Source organism: Anabaena azotica SJ-1 (assembly GCF_047275885.1).
In the GTDB taxonomy this organism is placed as follows: domain Bacteria; phylum Cyanobacteriota; class Cyanobacteriia; order Cyanobacteriales; family Nostocaceae; genus Trichormus_B; species Trichormus_B azotica_A.
This window is the reverse complement of the sequence record NZ_CP178454.1, coordinates 51248-69194: the sequence shown is the minus strand read 5'-3', so window position 1 is coordinate 69194 and position 17947 is coordinate 51248. Positions and strand designations below refer to the sequence as shown.

Genomic DNA, 17947 nt, shown 5'->3' with positions numbered 1-17947 from the left:
GGACAAGCAACAGTAAACAGTAAACAGACTGATAACTGAGGACAGGAGTTATTATGCAAAAATCTATTAAACCGACCAGTGACCGGGCTTATGATATCTTACAAACAGAGAGAATAAACCCCTTAGATGCTATTTTTGCACCTAAAACTGTAGCCGTAATTGGTGCAAGTGAAAAACTCGGAAGCGTCGGACGTACACTCCTTTGGAATTTAATTACCAATCCCTTCGGTGGTACTGTTTTTCCCATCAATCCTCAACGGCACAGTGTATTAGGAATTAAAGCCTATCCTACTATTTTTGATGTTCCTGAAAAAATTGATTTAGCGGTTATTGCTACTCCTGCATCTACAGTTCCCCAAATTATCTCAGATTGTGTTGATGCCGGCATCAAAGGCGCAATTATTATTTCCGCTGGTTTTAAAGAAGCCGGTGCAAAAGGCATTGCTTTAGAACAAGAAATCCTCCAAATAGCACACCGAGGAAAAATTAGAATTATTGGACCAAACTGTTTAGGAGTAATGAGTCCACTTTCAGGTTTAAATGCTACCTTTGCTAGTACAATGGCACGTCCGGGAAACGTCGGTTTCTTGAGTCAAAGCGGGGCATTATGTACAGCAATTCTAGATTGGAGTTTACAGGAAAACGTCGGTTTTAGCGCCTTCGTTTCCATTGGTTCAATGTTAGATATTGGCTGGGGAGATTTAATTTATTATCTCGGAGATGATCCCCATACAAAAAGTATTGTTATTTATATGGAATCTATTGGTGATGCCCGTTCTTTCCTCTCCGCAGCGCGAGAAGTAGCATTAACAAAACCCATAATTGTCATTAAAGCCGGTCGTACCGCAGCCGCAGCAAAAGCCGCAGCTTCCCACACAGGTGCATTAGCAGGAAGTGACGCTGTTTTAGATGCAGCTTTTCGGCGTTGTGGAGTATTACGAGTTAATAGTATTTCTGATTTATTTGATATGTCAGAAGTATTAGCAAAACAACCCCGTCCTCAAGGTTCAAAATTAACTATTTTAACTAATGCTGGTGGACCTGGAGTTTTAGCAACAGATACATTAATCGAAAGTGGGGGAGAACTGGCACAAATTTCTGAAGAAGTAATTAATTCTTTGAATGAAATATTACCACCCCAATGGAGTCACAATAACCCCATTGATATTTTAGGAGATGCTGATCCGCAGCGTTATACAAAAGCCTTAGAAATTGCCGCCAAAGATCCCAATAGCGATGGTTTATTAGTAATTTTAACACCCCAAGCTATGACCGATCCCACCCAAACTGCTGAACTTTTAAAACCCTACGCGCAAATGTCGAATAAACCGATTTTAGCGAGTTGGATGGGTGGTGCAGAGGTAACTGCTGGAGAACAAATTCTCAACAGTCAAGGTATACCTACATATCGTTATCCCGATACAGCAGCACGGGTATTTAGTTATATGTGGCGATATAGTTATAACTTGCGGGGTATTTATGAAACTCCGGTATTACCAAACTTAGAATGTAATCCTAGCTTGCGTAATTGTACTTTAGTAGAAACAATCATTCAAGAGGCAAGAACAGCAGGAAGAACTATTCTCACTGAATTTGAATCTAAGGAAATATTAGCGGCTTATGGTATTCCTGTTGTTGCTGGTAGCATTGCTAAAAGTGCAGAAGAAGCAGTGCAATGTGCAGAAAATCTTGGTTACCCTGTAGTTTTAAAATTGTATTCCCAAACCATTACTCATAAAACTGATGTGGGTGGTGTGCAGTTAAATTTGCGAAATGAGGAAGCTGTAAAACGCGCATATAATCTAATTGAATCCTCGGTGTTAGAAAAGGCAACACCAGAAGATTTTTTAGGTGTAACTGTACAACCAATGGTAAAAACCAGCGGTTACGAGTTGATTGTTGGTAGTAGTTTAGATCCGCAGTTTGGCCCAGTATTATTATTTGGGGCTGGGGGACAATTAGTGGAAGTTTTTCAAGATAGTGCGATCGCACTTCCTCCTCTGAATACAACCTTAGCACGCCGGATGATGGAACAAACCAAAATTTATAAAGCCCTCAAAGGTGTGCGCGGGAGAAAAAGTATAGATATGGCAGCTTTGGAGGAGTTATTGGTTGTCTTTAGTCAATTAGTTGCAGAACAACCAGGGATTAAAGAAATTGATATTAATCCTTTATTAGCTATTCCCCCTACTCCTGATCATCCTGGTGGTTTAATAGCTTTAGATGGAAGAATCGTTTTACATCCTGCTGATGTGGAAAATCATCAATTACCAAAATTAGCAATTCGTCCCTATCCTCACCAATATGTTAGCGATTGGCAATTAAAAGATAGCACACCAATTACTATCCGTCCTATCCGTCCTGAAGATGAACCATTGATAGTAAAATTTCATCAAACACTCTCAGAAGAAAGTGTTTATTTACGTTACTTTCATTTAATTAAATTAAGTCAACGTATAGCCCATGAACGATTAACAAGGATTTGCTTTATTGACTATGATCGAGAAATGGCATTAGTTACAGAGTATGAAAATCCAGAAACCAAAGAAATGGAGATTTTAGCAGTAGGAAGATTGAGTAAATTACATGGTAATGATGCTGCGGAATTTGCTATGCTGGTGAGCGATCGCTATCAATGTCAAGGCTTAGGTTCAGAATTACTCAAAAGATTAATAGAAGTTGCTAAAAATGAGAAAATCTGCTGTATCTATGCGGATATTTTGGCAGATAATTTAGGGATGCAGCGAGTGTGTGAAAAACTTGGTTTCAAAATCTCACCTACAGCGGATGCTACTGTTTTAAGGGCGGAAATTGAACTTATAGCAGGTGACAGGTGACAGAGTTGAAAGTCTGTTTGTGTCTAGTTTTATCATTAGTTCATGTCCTAACTACCTTGGCGGTTGGTTGACAACTTGACTTTCACAGGGGTGGGGTTTCTCCACCCTTGATAATTTCAGGTTACAATTTAATCATAGAGATAATTTTGAGTAAAACTTTATTAGACACAAAATTTGTTGGGTTTCGTACCTCAACCCAACCGACAAATCCAGACTTTTTTCGATTTGGACAAGGTATTGAATGGGAAGCACTTTAAAAAGTTATTGCTTTCCCATTTTAAAAATTAACACCAAGTTTGTAAAACCCGACCTTTAATTTCTTGACCAAACCAAGGAGTATTATTAGAAAGCGTATAAAGATTTTCTCTATTCACAATCCAAGTATGTTCAGGATCAAATAATGTTAATTCGGCTTTTTCACCGGGTTTAATAGCTTTCATTTCCTGTTGTAAACACGCTGCTGGTTGATTACTTAAAACCCGCCATAATTCTAAAGCTGTGAATTCACCAGTTTCCACCAGATTTTGCCACAATAAAGGTAATGCTAACTCTAAACCAATCGCCCCCGGTGGTGATTCCGCAAAAGCTTGGACTTTTTCTTCATAAGTGTAGGCTGCATGATCAATTGCGATCGCATCTATTACTCCCCCACGTACACCCCCACGCAAGGCCGTTACATCACTGGGATTACCTAAAGGCGGGTCTAAATGCAAGGATGTGTGATAACTCTTAACATCACTCGTATCTAGTAACAGGTGCATCCAAGTAGTGCTGGCTGTCACGGGTAAACCTTGAAACTTAGCAGTTGCAATCAGTTCCACACTCCGCGCCGTAGAAACCCGCATAATATGCACAGGAGTTCTAATAGCGGCGACTAATTCCAACAAAGATGCGATCGCACTAGTTTCCGCACTAGCTGGAACAGGGGGTAAACCAATCCGCAAAGCCTCCGCACCTTCCCGCATCATACCATTAGCTGATAAAGAGCGATCGCAAGGCCAAAACGCCACAGGTTTACCAAAAGGTTGCAGATATTCCAAAACCCGTCTGACTATAGCCAAATTTTCCCAAGATTTACCATCCGTAAAACCCACAACCCCAGATGTAGCTAAATCACCAAACTCCGTTAATTGCTTACCAGCTAAATCTAGAGTTATCGCACCCCAAATTTGCAGACGGGGAGAAGAAGAATGTAAACTTTCCTCTAATTTAATTTGCTTCTGTAACTGTGCTACCAAAGCCGGATTATCAATCACTGGAAGTGTATCAGGTAAAACAGTCACTCTAGTAAAACCACCAGCAGCCGCAGCTTGTAAAAAAGAAACCAAAGTTTCTCTGTCTTCAAAACCCGGTTCACCGGAATGGCTATATAAATCAACTAAACCATTACCCAGAACCAAACCCCGACAGTCTTTAATAGAAATATCAGCACTAATATCAGAAATTTGCGGTGCAATTGCTTGAATATAACCATCAACAATTAACACATCAGCTATTTGGTCAGTTCCCGAAACTGGGTCGATGACCCGTACTTGTTGCAGCAATTCCTTTGTCATTGTATCTATCGGCTATTACGTATAAATGCGTCAGTTTTTTGTCTATTTTTATTTCTTTATTACGCAAACTTTAGATTTCAGATTAATAGAAAAATCCAAAATCTAAAATTCCATCACCGACAGCCGATAGCATAGAGTGGCGTAAACCTACACCAATATCCTACAATGCTCCTGCTGCCGTTTTATCTAATACACCCCCACTCAAATGACCAGTAATGTTCATCGCTTGCAGCACTGGTAAACCACTAGCTCCTAAAGGATAATCAATAACACTAACTGCACCATTACCCTGACGGAAATTCCAGAAATTTTCTGGAGATAAACCCAAGATATGGCAGAGTAAAGTTTTATTAGTAGCATCGTGAGCCACTACCAACCCAATTTGCCGTTGATTTACCTCAGCCGATTGTAATATTGACTGCCAAGCAGCTACACTACGTTCCCAAACTTGTTGTAAATTTTCTCCTTCCGGCATTTGTACTTGAGCGGGTACAGTCCGCCAGCGTTCCAACTCTCCAGGAAACTCTTGTTCTATTTCTGACTCAAACTTGCCTTCCCAAAGTCCATGACTGATTTCCCGTAAACCATCCAGCAATTCCAACTTTATATGAGGATGTTTCTGAAGAATAATTTCCGCTGTTTCTTTTGGACGCGCCATAGTGCTGCTAAAAGCAAAATCAAGCGCCACATCTTGGAGAAATTCGCCAGCTTTTCCGGCTTGGCTTCTACCATTATCATTTAGAGGAACGTCAATTTGGCCTTGAAACTTGCCTTGACGATTCCATTCTGTTTCCCCGTGACGTACCAATAATAATCTAAATCCTTTGTGATTTGGTCGCAAACTCGGCAAAGTATCACCCAAATGTTGGGTCTGATTCATTGATTCTAGCTGAACCGTATCACCCAAACCACCCGCAAAATTCAAAACGCTAATTGCACAATTAGACTGTTGTAGTCCGTGATAACCACTGGGAGGAATACCCAAAGCCGTACTAATCAGAGCGCGGTTAATACCATTATGTCCAACAATGAGAATAGTTTCCCCTTGATGACGAGATAAAATTTCTTGCCAAAACTGCTTGGCTTGTTCATATAAAGCCAGAACCGGGAAAAGTTCTTGTGTTCCCTGTGCGTCATTGACAATCATCCGTAATTCATGGGGACGTTGTTTCCAAATACTATAGTCATCAGGAAACTTCTCTTTTACATCAGCAGATAACATTCCTGCCCACAAAGGTAAGTCTACTTCCACCAGTTGTTCAGAAACCTGAATCTCAGCAGACTTTTCCACCAACTCACCGCGAATAATTTCCGCTGTCGTCTTCGCTCGGTTGAGGGGACTGCTATAAATCGCCTTAAATGCTATATTACTCAGGGCTTGACCCGCTTTACCCGCATCGCTCCGACCTTTATCCGTTAACGTTGACGCATCAGTGCGTCCTTGAATACGTCTTTCAATGTTATATGTACTTTGCCCATGACGCACAATGATGACACGAGTCATTAAAAAACCTCTTCTCTCTAAAGGACTAATTTTACTGCAAATCAGCTGATAGATTACTAACTCAAGTTGCTAGTTATGGCAGGAGTCAGGAGTCAGGAGTCAGGAGTCAGAAGTAAAACTGGCTTTGTGTATAGGTTTTAATTTAGATTCTGTACCTCATTGATCTGCAATCTGCTGTATCTAATTGCGGCTGGTAATGGGTAAGGGGTAATTGGTGATTGGTAATTGGTAATTGGGAATGGGTAATTATGAAATCTTTATTTTCATCCTGTCATCCTTTAATCCTGGACATCCTGATTCTGACAATAAACAGCCATAATCTAGCATTTGAACCTAGTCAGTATAAAATAATCTTTATCAATCTTCTTTTCTCCTATCCTTGACATTGGAATTATGACACAGGATGAGTTATTGGCACTGATGATAGATCGCGCTGCGGCTGAGGGTTGGCGACAGTTAGACTTGTCGAGGAAAGAGTTGACCCAGGTACTAGAGGCGCTGGCTAAATTAACCAATCTCACCAGGCTTAACCTCAGTAACAACCAAATCACCGAGATACCAGAGGCGCTGGCTAAATTAACCAATCTCACCAGGCTTGACCTCAGTGGCAACCAAATCACCGAGATACCAGAGGCGCTGGCTAAACTAACCAATCTCACCTGGCTTGACCTCAGTGGCAACCAAATCACCAAGATACCAGAGGCGCTGGCTAAACTAACCAATCTCACCTGGCTTAACCTCAGTAACAACCAAATCAACAAGATACCAGAGGCGCTGGCAAAATTAACTAATCTCTCCTGGCTTAACCTCAGTAACAACCAAATCAACGAGATACCAGAAGCGATCACCAAATTAACCAATCTCACCTGGCTTTACCTCAATTCCAACCAAATCACCCAGATACCAGAAGCGATTGCTAAATTAACCGATCTCACCCTGCTTGACCTCAGCGGCAACCAAATCACCCAGATACGAGAGGCGATCGCTCATTTAACCAATCTCACCCAGATTGACCTCAGAAACAACCAAATCACCCAGATACCAGAGGCGATCGCTTATTTAACCAATCTCACCCAGATTGACCTCAGAAACAACCAAATCACCCAGATACCTTTAGAAATTCTTAATACAAATGATGCAAAAGAGATTTTTAATTACTTGAGGCAAATTCGCACCAGTGAAACTCGACCATTACATGAAGCTAAACTCTTACTCATCGGCCAGGGTAGCGTTGGTAAAACATCTCTAATCGAGCGATTAATCCGCAATCAATATGATAAAAATCAGTCCCAAACAGACGGACTGAATGTGGAAACTTGGAATGTGCCGGTAGATAGCAAAGACATCCGCCTCAATGTTTGGGATTTTGGCGGACAGGAAATTTATCACGCCACCCATCAGTTTTTTCTGACTAAGCGTAGCCTCTATCTTCTAGTCTGTAATTGTCGCACCAGCGAAGAAGAAAACCGCATCGAATATTGGCTAAAACTAATTGAAAGCTTTGGTGGCCAGTCTCCCGTGATTATCGTTGGCAACAAAAAAGACGAACAACCCCTAGACATTAACCGCAAAGCATTACGGGAAAAATATCCTAATATTCAAGCCATTATTGAAACTTCCTGTTTAAACAATATCGGTATTGATGAACTTCGCACCGCCATTTTCCAGCAAATCGCCAACCTCAAAGAAGTTTACGACCTTCTACCCCTCTCATGGTTTGAGGTTAAACAACAACTCGAATCCATGCCCCAAGACTTCATCAGCTACAGTAACTATATTGGCATCTGCTACAAAAACAATATTCCTGAAGAACAAAACCAAGATCAACTCATCGATCTCCTCCATCGACTTGGCTTAGTTCTCAACTTCCGTGAGCATCCCTTCCTCAAAGATACCAACGTCCTCAAACCCAACTGGGTGACAGAAGGTATTTATGCACTCCTGAGCGATGAACACCTCAAAACTCAAACCAAAGGCATTTTCACCCACGCTGATATCAGACGCATTCTCAACCCAGAACGCTACCCTACCCAGCGCCACGACTATCTGATCAATCTGATGAAGAAATTTGAACTTTGCTTTCAACTAGAATGTCAACCACCAAAATTCCTGATTGCGGGACTTCTGCCCAAAGACCAACCAGAGGAAACAGAACTAGAAGGGGAAACTCTTGAATTTCAATACCATTACAAAGTTCTCCCCGAAAGCATCATCTCCCGCTTCATTGTTAACACCCACGAAAAAATCCATAACCAAATCTATTGGCGCAGTGGCGTAATGCTTGCCTATGAAGAACCCAATGAAGTCTACAACATCGCTCGCATCAAAGCTGACCCCGAAGACAAAAAAATCTTTATCACTATTAGCGGCCGTAAAGAAACCCGCCGCTTATTTCTCGGCATCCTCCGCGAGTTCTTCCAAAAAATCCATAAAAGTCTCCCCAATCTCGAAATCACCGAATGGGTTCCCGTACCTGGCCATCCTAAACATCCACCCCTAGATTATCAAGAACTTCTTGGACTTGAGAAAATGGGCTTTCTTGAATATCCTATTGGTAAACTTTCAACAATAATTAATATCCGTCAACTACTCGATGGATATGAAGATATAAGAACTCGACAAAGACAACAAATAGACAAAAATAGAGAAAACGAAATTATTGAAGTAACCCCCATTGAGAAACCTATTATGTCAGAAAGCATCAGAAACCAAATATTTGTTAGCTACAGTCATCAAGATGCAAAATGGTTAACAGAACTGCAAAAACAACTAAAACCCTATATTCGCGCAGAAGGTTTGATCGTTTGGGATGACACCAAAATTAAACCTGGCGCACTATGGAAAGCCGAAATTGAGAAAGCACTAGCCACAGCTAAGGTTGCTATCCTGTTAGTCAGCCCTGACTTTCTAGCCTCTGATTTCATCGACAAACATGAGCTACCCCCCTTACTCGACGCAGCTAAAAAAGAGGGATTAACAATTTTCTGGATTCCAATTAGAGCAAGCGCATACAAAGTAACCGAAATTGAAAAATACCAAGCTGCTCACCCTCCAAATAGACCCCTGAAAAGTCTAAGTACGGCAGAATGTGACGAAGCTTGGGTGAAAATTTGCGAAGAAGTTGCAGAGGCAATGAAATAGAATCTATGTCAACATTAACCAAATTCAACTTAATTGTTATGGAAATAGGGAACAAATTAGATATAGAACTAATTAAGCATTAGTCCTTAATGTGGTGTTTGGCGTGGAGTTTTTTGTCAGGGAGTATCAATTACCATCACTCAAATCTAACTGCAACTGTAAGCCATCATTTTCATTTAGATTTTGATATGCGGGTTGTAGAAATATAGGACTAGAAGGAATTGTTATTGACTCACTCAGAGGTAATTGTTCAGAAATTGTATTTTCTTTAGATTGATTCTTGGACATTTGCTCAAAAAACTTACCAAAATCATTTTCGGCGTTGCGATCATTAATATTCACTAAAGAATCACCGCTTAAAGTCAAATTCTCAGCTTGAGGACGTGCGATAGCTTGTCCATAAACGGCGTTATTTATGCCCAAAAAAGTAGCTATAATTGTTAAGGTAACAGAAAGTTTAGCTTTCATAGGTTCTGTTTTTTTAATAAACATATTCTTACAATTGATAATTATAAATCTAACCTTGGATATATTTGTGTTACCAACTACATAAATTAATAATTATGCTTGTTTTTAGTTAAGTTATTTAAAAATTAAAGTTTTCCTTTATAAAAACCCTAAAAAGTATAAAAAAAGGTAATATTTTTTAATTGAATTCTTAAGAAAAAATTAAAATATTTCATAAATAAAAAAATATTTTATGGTGGGCAACGCCCACCTGTTCCTATTATTTCGTAATTCGTAATGATGGATTTTCCCCCCTACTCTCTCTTTCCTATCACCTGTCACCTGTCACCTATTCTCAATCATTAACACTCACAAGTTGGTGAAGTTGAGATACAGAAATATCTAAAAAGTACGCCAATACTTCACGCCGCCAAGCATCATAAATTGTTGGTAAATCATTAATATCCGTACCAATAGCTTTATGTGTTAATTGCCAATGTTCTTTCAGGTAGGGATTTCTCCTTTTTTGCCCTTCTTCGTCTAATTCTAATACCTGTGCAGCTAAATCTACTTTTTGGGCTGGTGAAGCTTGGTCGTACTTGCGTTGCCACCAGTTTACCACACCGACACGGTGAAAAGCTTCTTCCGGTTGAATTCTAGTTGCAGAAAACTTAGCTGATTCAGGATCACTGATTTTACTGGTACGACTATTAACTAATAAAGATGCCACAATATGCATTTCATAATGTAGCTCAAAAGCTAAAAAACCTTGCCAATTACGAATTGGTAAATCTCCCATATAATCCCAATGTTTTTGCACTTGTCGTTGGATATCTTCAATGGGATCACGTCCTGCGATAATTTGCGCTCGACGACGGGTATTTTCAGCGTGTGCGCCATCATCACCAATTTGTCGGCTTAAAAATAATTGCAGTTCTGGGTCAGGAATTTGACCAATTATATTTGCACAAACTTGAACAATAAATAAATCATGAGCCGCACCTGCAACACGAAAACGGTAGAAGTTTTCAATTTCTTCTGCTGTTTCTGGAGGTTTGGTTTCATGTAAACGCTTTTTCGGTAAATGGGGTGCGTGCTGATTAGTTATTTTCTCAAAGATTTCTAATTCTAATTCATTATTCCAAATAGAACGAGTTACAGTTGAGGTCATATTTTTACTGTAAATTGTGTTTGTTTATTTTATTTTAATACCTAGATCCGCCCTTTTTAAAAAAGTATTGAAGAGTAATTTAAAAAATATTTATTTTTACCAATCACCAATTACCAAATTTAATTATTCCATCACTGCTAACACTGCTTTTGGTAATAACTTTTCTTTAAACCAAACAATTCGCGCTGGGACATCATTTAATTTTACACCTGCTTTTTCTAAATTCAATCTTTCAGAAATTGCCAAAATCAAATTATCACAATTTGCACGACGTACCTGAGAAAACTTTTTCTGTAAATATTCTGTACGCCAATAACCAACGATTTCTAATAAAAAAGTCCTACCATCAGGATGCACAAGGCGAAAATCAGGAATCATGACACTACCAGGAATGGGAATTAAATCAACTTCCCGTTCTAATATCCACCCGCTTTTTAAACTATCCCATTTATCAGCAAAAGACTGTTCTAACATACTATCATAAGGCTTGCCTTTAGGATAGTGAGAGACTAAACCACATTCAGAATTTAGTGTAAACCTACCAGTTTTCCATTCATTTGTATAAAAATCTCGTGTTTGTAAAGTTGCGGCTAAACTCCATTTCGTCACATGAAGTAAAGCCGGAATCATTTTAGCTATGGATAAACCATAACGGGTACTAGGAGTAAACAAACTTGTCGGACCATCAATGCTAATAGTAAAACCGTGGTCAGCATCACCTTCAATATAAGCCATTAATTGAAACAACTTCAAATAACGAAATAACAACTTATATTCTCCTGGTACATTGCGGTGAGCATTTAAAACCAACTGACTAGCTTTATAAAACACACCTTGCACTTGAGACAAATTATAGCGATGTAATAAATCCTCTGGTTTGGGTGCTTCAAAAGCGGTTAAAATTTTATTTTCAGATAAATCAGCATAAAGACCATCACGCACCTGAATCGGTAAAACCTCCTGCTGTAATTCCCGACTTAATTCATCAGCAAGCTTACTCAAAGTCACCTCCGTTGCTTCCCGACTAGGAACAGACTTTGCAGCCAAAGCAAAAACCCGTTCCCTTAACATTGGTGGTTCAAGAGGACTAACAACTTCAAAAGTACAGAAACTGCTTTTAAGAATATAAGCCAAACCACGCTTCATGCGATAATCAGTAGTATCACCTTCAAAATCAGCCAATTGACGTTCCAGAACCCCTTGAGATTTCCCCACAGCCTCCTTAAAAAAACCAATCAAATCATTTGCTAAATCCAAATGTTTCTGATCAAGTTTCAGTCTCTTCGGGATAATTTCCTCCCCGTTTTGACGATGAATCAGTAACTCCGTTGGTAACATCTTTCTTCTTAGTTGAATAATTAATCTCTAACTGTTCAGCAGCCTTAGCACTATTTTCCTTCCCACCCCCATAAACAACCTTTAAATTCCCTCTTTTTTTCTTCTCCCCTCTATTCCCCTGCTCCTCTGCTCCCCTGCTCCCCTGCTCCTCTGCTCCTCTGCTCCCCTGCTCCTCTGCTCCCCTGCTCCCCTGCTCCTCTGCTCCCCTGCTCCTCTGTTCCCCCCTCCTCCTCGCCGAAGTTCCCTCCTCACTAGTATCTTCTGCTACAACTTCATATAAAATTGCCTGTTTATTTTCAATATTACCCTTACGTAAAACCCTCCCCAAACGTTGAATATATTCCCTAGCTGAACCAGTACCCGAAAGAATAATAGCGATAGAAGCCGCCGGAACATCAACACCCTCATTTAAGACATGAGAAGCCACCAAAGTATTATATTCACCCTCCTTAAACTTAGTTAAAATTTCGTGCCTTTCCTTCACCGGAGTTTGATGAGTAATTGCCGGAATTAATAAATCTTGAGAAATGCGGTAAACAGTAGCATTATCTGCCGTAAAAATCAACACCCTAGCGGGATAATGTTCAGCTAATAAATCCATCAAAATTCTTAATTTACCATCAGTCCCCAGGGCGATTTCTTTAGCTTGACGGTGTGCTAACATTGCTCTGCGTCCGACTTGCGATCGCGCACTCATCTGTACAAAAGTTTGCCAACCTTGCAGACTTCCCAAAGAAATCCGCGATTGCTTTAAAAAATCATTGCGGGTTTGAATTAGCTGATTGTATCGTTCCCGTTCCAACTGGGATAACTTGACCTTAATTTGCACAATTTGATGTTCTGCTAAAGCCTTACCAGCTAAATCTTCAGCACGTTGACGATAAACTTCTCTCCCAATGAGAATATTTAAATCAGCGTGTTTACCATCAGTGCGTTCTGGTGTAGCAGAAAGTCCGAGTCGATAGGGTGCGATCGCATATTCAGCAATGACTCGATTAAAATCCGTTGGTAAATGATGGCATTCATCAAAAATTATCAAAGCATATTTATTACCCAAAGTTTCCGCATGAATCGCTGCACTGTCATAAGTAGCCACCAAAATCGGTGTTTGATCCCGTGAACCACCCCCCAGCAAACCCAACTTGGCATCAGGAAAAGCCGCCGTTAGATGTGCATACCACTGGTGCATCAAATCCAAAGTTGGCACAACAATCAACGTCGTGCGCGGTGTCGCTTGCATCGCCATTTGTGCCAAATAAGTCTTACCCGCAGCCGTCGGTAACACCACAACCCCCTGTCTTCCCGCCAATTTCCAAGCCGCTAAAGCCTCATTTTGGTGGGGATATGGAGTCATTTCCAAACTGGCAACCAAATCCAAAGAATAAAATCCCTTGGCCTCATCAGTGAAGTTTGTATCTTCTGCTTGTAATGCTTCGACTAAAGAACGGTATCTAATCGCCGGAATGCGGAATTTTTCGACTCTATCATCCCATGTTGCATAATCTATCCAAGCTTTACTGCGTGGTGGTGGGTGTAAAATTAACGTACCACGATCAAAAGTTAAGGTGGGGTTGCGACCCATCTGAGGTTTTCTCCCAACTCGTTCACTTCACTACTCATAACTTAAAACGTGCATGATTCCCAAAAGAGATTTTGATATCACCCAACTAGAACATCTGTTTACCCCAGAGATATCAGACTGGCAAACTGATACAATCCTGCTTGAATCCTACAGAGAACAGCGAAGACAGTTTCTGATCAAACGCCTACGATTACAAACAAAAATTATGCTGCTGGTAGGTTTAACACTTACTGGCTTTTTTATATGGGTTAATCAGCAACCTCATGAAAAAATCTACGCCTTGAAAATTGGCTTAATACTTGAATCTTTTATCTTAATTTGTTGGTTTTTATGCAAAACTCCTCTTGGTCGTCGTTACCCACACTTGATTTTTTTAGCTTTATCCTGGTGTGGAACTTGCGTCATCCAAATTGACACAGCCATTTTATTTAATCATGTAGAACCATTCACTAATATTTGGAATTTGATGTTTATCACCCAAGCAACAATTGTTCCAGTATTATGGCGACTACATTTAATTTCTCAACTTGGTGCAATTATTTGCTATGCAGGATTATACATTCTCTATCGTCCTCAATTGCAGCAAACATTATATTTTTATGTTGAGCATGGAATATATTTATTTTGGACAGGAACAATTTGTGTATTTTCTGTTTATCTGTATGAAAAATTGCGAAAAAAAGAATTTCGAGCTAAACAACAATTAGAAATAGCTCAACAACAATCAGAAAAACTACTTTTAAATATTTTACCCCAGGTAATAGCCGATCAATTAAAACAACAACCTACAACTATCGCTGATAGTTTCCTAGAAGTCACAGTTTTATTTGCTGATATTGTCGGATTTACAGAACTTTCAAGCCATACGTCACCACCCAGACTAGTCGAATTATTAAACGAAATATTCTGCTTATTTGACCAGTTAGCAGAACTTCACGGAGTCGAAAAAATCAAAACCATTGGTGATGCTTACATGGCCGTTGCTGGTTTACCTCATCATCGCAGTGATCACGCCATAGCTATAGCTAATATGGCACTGGATATGCAACAGGCTGTCCTTCAGTTTAACCAGCAACAAAATCAATCATTTCGCATCCGTGTAGGTATAAGCACAGGGCCAGTAGTAGCAGGAGTAATTGGGCTGAAAAAATTTGCTTATGACCTGTGGGGTGATACAGTCAATACGGCTAGTAGAATGGAATCACATGGTATCGCCGATTGTATTCAAGTTTGTGAAGCCAGTTATCATTTGTTAAAAGAACAGTATGTCATGGAAAAGCGTGGTTTAATTTCCGTCAAAGGCAAAGGAGAAATGCTTACGTATTTACTCCTGAGGAGAAAGCTGAAAAATCAATAAACTTTTGCGGATACAACACCACTCATAATACAATTGAAATCATAGATTCTATACTATAAAATCTTGATCGTCATGGATTTTTACTACTTTAGATAGATTCAGACTCTGTAAATGTGAGCTTTTTATTTCTCCATAGCATAATAAATATGAAGCCATAAATACAGCAGAATTCAGGAGTCAGGAGTAAAACTGGCTTTTTGTATAGGTTTGAATTTAGATGTTATACCTCCTAATTACGCAAACTGCTGTATATGTCTAAGAAAACTTCCAGTAACTTACTACCCTAAAGGAGAATTCTATATTGATAGAAAAAATTACCCTTCTATCAAAATATGCTGTAGCCAGCATCTCTGTTAGTACAGCCTTGGTACTAACACTAATGTTGCAGCCAATACTACATCAATCTATTTTTCTGTTCTTTTATGCTGCTGTAGCCGTTAGTACCTTCTATGGTGGCATCAAGCCAGGGGTATTAGCTACATTTTTGTCTGTCATAGTAGTTAACTACTTTTTGCTAAATTCCCAATTTTCACTAAACATTGAGAGAGTAGAAAATATAATTAGATTGGCTTTGTTTACCATCATCATGTTGGTGATCATTTGGCTGAATTCAGAATTACGTAATGCCAAACAGAAGTTAGAAATTAGTGTTCAATATCTAGCAGCCAGTGAATCTCGATTTCGGCGCTTGAAAGATGCCAATATCATTGGGGTGATTATAGCTGATATGAATGGCAGAATTTTAGAAGCGAATGATGCTTTTTTAAAGCTAGTGGGTTACACACCAGAAGAAGTCCTATCAGGACGAGTTAACTTTCGCGAAATGACACCTCCAGAATATGTGGAACAAAGTATTCGCGCTACATTAGAACTCAAAACTCAAGGTGTTTGTCAACCTTTTGAAAAAGAATATATCCGCAAAGATGGTAATCGTGTGAGTGTACTATTAGGATTAGCATTATTAGAAAATAACTTAGAGCAAGTGATTGGTTATGTTGTTGATATTAGTGAACGTAAACAGGCTGAACAATCCTTGAGTAAACAAGAAAAACAACTACGCTTAATTACTAATTCTTTACCAGTACAAATTTCTTATGTAGATGCTCAACAGCGTTATCTATTTAATAATCAAAAATATGAAGAATGGTTTGGAATTTCCACATCTGCCATGCTAGGTAAGCACGTGCAAGAAATTTTAGGAGAATCAGTTTATCAAAAAATTTATCCTTATTTGGAAGCAGTATTATCAGGACAGCAAGTAAATTACGAAACTAAATTATTACATCAAGATGGGACAATTCACGATACAAATGTGACTTATGTTCCCCAATTCAATCAACAAGGAAAAGTAGAAGGATTTGTTGCCCTCGTTAGAGATATTACAGAGCAGAAGCAATCACAAGCTGCCATCAAACAAAGTGAAGAAAGATTTCGCAAACTCACAGAAAAAGTGCGCGTAATTCCTTGGGAAGCAGATTCCAAAACCGGAAATTTCACATACGTGGGTCCCCAAAGTGAAGATATTCTCGGCTATCCCTTAACGGATTGGTATACCACTAATTTCTGGGTCAAACACATCCACCCAGAAGATCAACAATGGGTGGTTGATTATTGTCTCCATGCTTCACAATCACAGGAAAATTATGAATTTGAATATAGAATGTTATCAGCCGATGGTAGGGTAGTTTGGCTATATGACATTGTGAATGTGGTGTGGGTTGAAAATAATCCCCAACAAATGCATGGGTTCATGATTGATATTACCGAACGCAAGCAAGCAGAACAAGAACGAGAACAATTATTAAAGCGAGAACAAATTGCAAGGGCAGAAGCAGAAGTTGCAAACCGCATCAAAGATGAATTTTTAGCCACACTATCCCATGAACTCCGGACTCCCCTAAATGCCATACTGGGGTGGTCACAGTTACTCAAAAGCCGCAAATTTGATGAAATTACCACTGCTAGGGCATTAGATACCATAGATCGTAATAGCCGTGCTTTAGCACAGTTAATTGAAGATGTGTTGGATGTTTCGCGGATTATTTGCGGCAAACTGCGATTGAATCTGCATTCGGTAGAACTTGCCCCAGTGGTGTCAGCAGCCATAGATACTGTGCGTCCAGCGGCAGACGCGAAAGAAATTACGATTGAATCCCAATTTGACTCAGAAGTGGGGGTAGTAATAGCTGATGCTAACCGCTTACAACAAATTGTCTGGAATTTGCTTTCCAACGCTGTCAAGTTTACACCCAAGAGAGGAAAAGTTAAGGTCGGACTCAAACGCATTAATTCCCGTGTGCAGATTCAAGTCAGCGATACCGGAGGGGGGATTCATTCTGATTTTTTACCTCATGTATTTGAACGATTTCGCCAAGCTGATAGTTCAACTACGCGATCGCATGGCGGATTAGGATTAGGATTAGCAATTGTCCGGCACCTGGTAGAATTGCATGGAGGCACAGTCTCAGCCACCAGTCCCGGACTTGGGCAGGGAGCGACTTTCATCGTCAATTTACCCATGAAAGCCCTGACTGTTAAATACAGTACATCAGAGCAACAGCAACTTTTGGTTAATGATGATTTTGTTCAACAGCAATTATCAATCCTGCAAGGGTTACGGGTACTCGTTGTTGATGATGAAGCAGATGCACGGAATTTACTGACCACAATTTTAGGGCAATATGGCGCTCAAGCAATGGCTGTCACCTCAGCCACAGAGGCAATAACAGCTTTATCACAATTTCATCCAGATATATTAATCAGTGATATTGGAATGCCAGAAGAAGATGGCTATACACTAATCCATAAAATTAGAAATCTGCCTAGTCATCAGGGAGGAAAAATTCCCGCAGTCGCCGTCACAGCTTATGCTAGAGCAGAAGACCGCACCCAAGCTTTGTTAGCTGGGTTTCAATTACATATTCCCAAACCTGTCAATCCTGCGGAATTAGCCGCTGTGGTAGCAAATTTGGCAGGCAGGACATAAATTTTCCCATGCCCCATCCTCAAACCCC

Annotated in this window: 10 protein-coding genes; 4 read left to right on the top strand and 6 right to left on the bottom strand. The window is 39.8% G+C overall.

From position 1 onward, the window contains the following. Positions 1-53: 53 nt before the first annotated feature. Positions 54-2837 carry an acetate--CoA ligase alpha subunit gene (gene acs / locus ACLLO5_RS00320; protein ID WP_413173509.1) on the top strand — a complete coding sequence of 928 codons (2784 nt, stop codon included), beginning with the start codon at positions 54-56 and terminating at the stop codon, positions 2835-2837. Positions 2838-3121: 284 nt separating this feature from the next. Here acs and ACLLO5_RS00315 read toward each other — a convergent pair whose 3' ends face one another. Both ACLLO5_RS00315 and ACLLO5_RS00310 read right to left on the bottom strand, forming a co-directional pair. After that, positions 3122-4393: a dihydroorotase gene (locus ACLLO5_RS00315; protein ID WP_413173508.1), complete on the bottom strand. Its 1272-nt coding sequence runs from the start codon at positions 4391-4393 to the stop codon at positions 3122-3124. A 160-nt stretch (positions 4394-4553) separates the two neighbouring features. Beyond that, positions 4554-5897: a histidine phosphatase family protein gene (locus ACLLO5_RS00310; RefSeq protein WP_413173507.1), complete on the bottom strand. Its 1344-nt coding sequence runs from the start codon at positions 5895-5897 to the stop codon at positions 4554-4556. A 393-nt stretch (positions 5898-6290) separates the two neighbouring features. Between ACLLO5_RS00310 and ACLLO5_RS00305 the strand changes: the two genes are divergently transcribed. Next, positions 6291-9038 carry a COR domain-containing protein gene (locus ACLLO5_RS00305; protein ID WP_413173506.1) on the top strand — a complete coding sequence of 916 codons (2748 nt, stop codon included), beginning with the start codon at positions 6291-6293 and terminating at the stop codon, positions 9036-9038. A 126-nt stretch (positions 9039-9164) separates the two neighbouring features. On the opposite strand, the gene ACLLO5_RS00300 is transcribed toward ACLLO5_RS00305, so the two are convergent. The 4 genes from ACLLO5_RS00300 to ACLLO5_RS00285 form a co-directional block, all read right to left on the bottom strand. Further along, the gene (locus ACLLO5_RS00300; RefSeq protein WP_413173505.1) at positions 9165-9530 is read right to left on the bottom strand and encodes a hypothetical protein; all 366 of its coding nucleotides are present in this window, start codon (positions 9528-9530) and stop codon (positions 9165-9167) included. Between the two features lie 310 nt (positions 9531-9840). Then, positions 9841-10656 carry a hypothetical protein gene (locus ACLLO5_RS00295; RefSeq protein WP_413173504.1) on the bottom strand — a complete coding sequence of 272 codons (816 nt, stop codon included), beginning with the start codon at positions 10654-10656 and terminating at the stop codon, positions 9841-9843. A gap of 123 nt (positions 10657-10779) precedes the next feature. Continuing rightward, positions 10780-11994 (bottom strand): DUF790 family protein, encoded by a 1215-nt coding sequence (locus ACLLO5_RS00290; RefSeq protein WP_413173502.1) that lies wholly within the window; start codon positions 11992-11994, stop codon positions 10780-10782. Beyond that, on the bottom strand, positions 11924-13576 hold the full coding sequence (locus tag ACLLO5_RS00285) for a DEAD/DEAH box helicase (protein ID WP_413173501.1): 1653 nt from the start codon (positions 13574-13576) through the stop codon (positions 11924-11926). The genes ACLLO5_RS00290 and ACLLO5_RS00285 overlap by 71 nt, the downstream gene beginning before the upstream one ends. A 52-nt stretch (positions 13577-13628) precedes the next feature. Between ACLLO5_RS00285 and ACLLO5_RS00280 the strand changes: the two genes are divergently transcribed. Both ACLLO5_RS00280 and ACLLO5_RS00275 read left to right on the top strand, forming a co-directional pair. Continuing rightward, a complete protein-coding gene (locus ACLLO5_RS00280; RefSeq protein WP_413173500.1) occupies positions 13629-14933 on the top strand; it encodes an adenylate/guanylate cyclase domain-containing protein in 1305 nt (434 codons plus the stop codon). 301 nt (positions 14934-15234) lie between these two features. Further along, a complete protein-coding gene (locus tag ACLLO5_RS00275; RefSeq protein ID WP_413173499.1) occupies positions 15235-17919 on the top strand; it encodes a PAS domain S-box protein in 2685 nt (894 codons plus the stop codon). Positions 17920-17947: the final 28 nt, after the last annotated feature.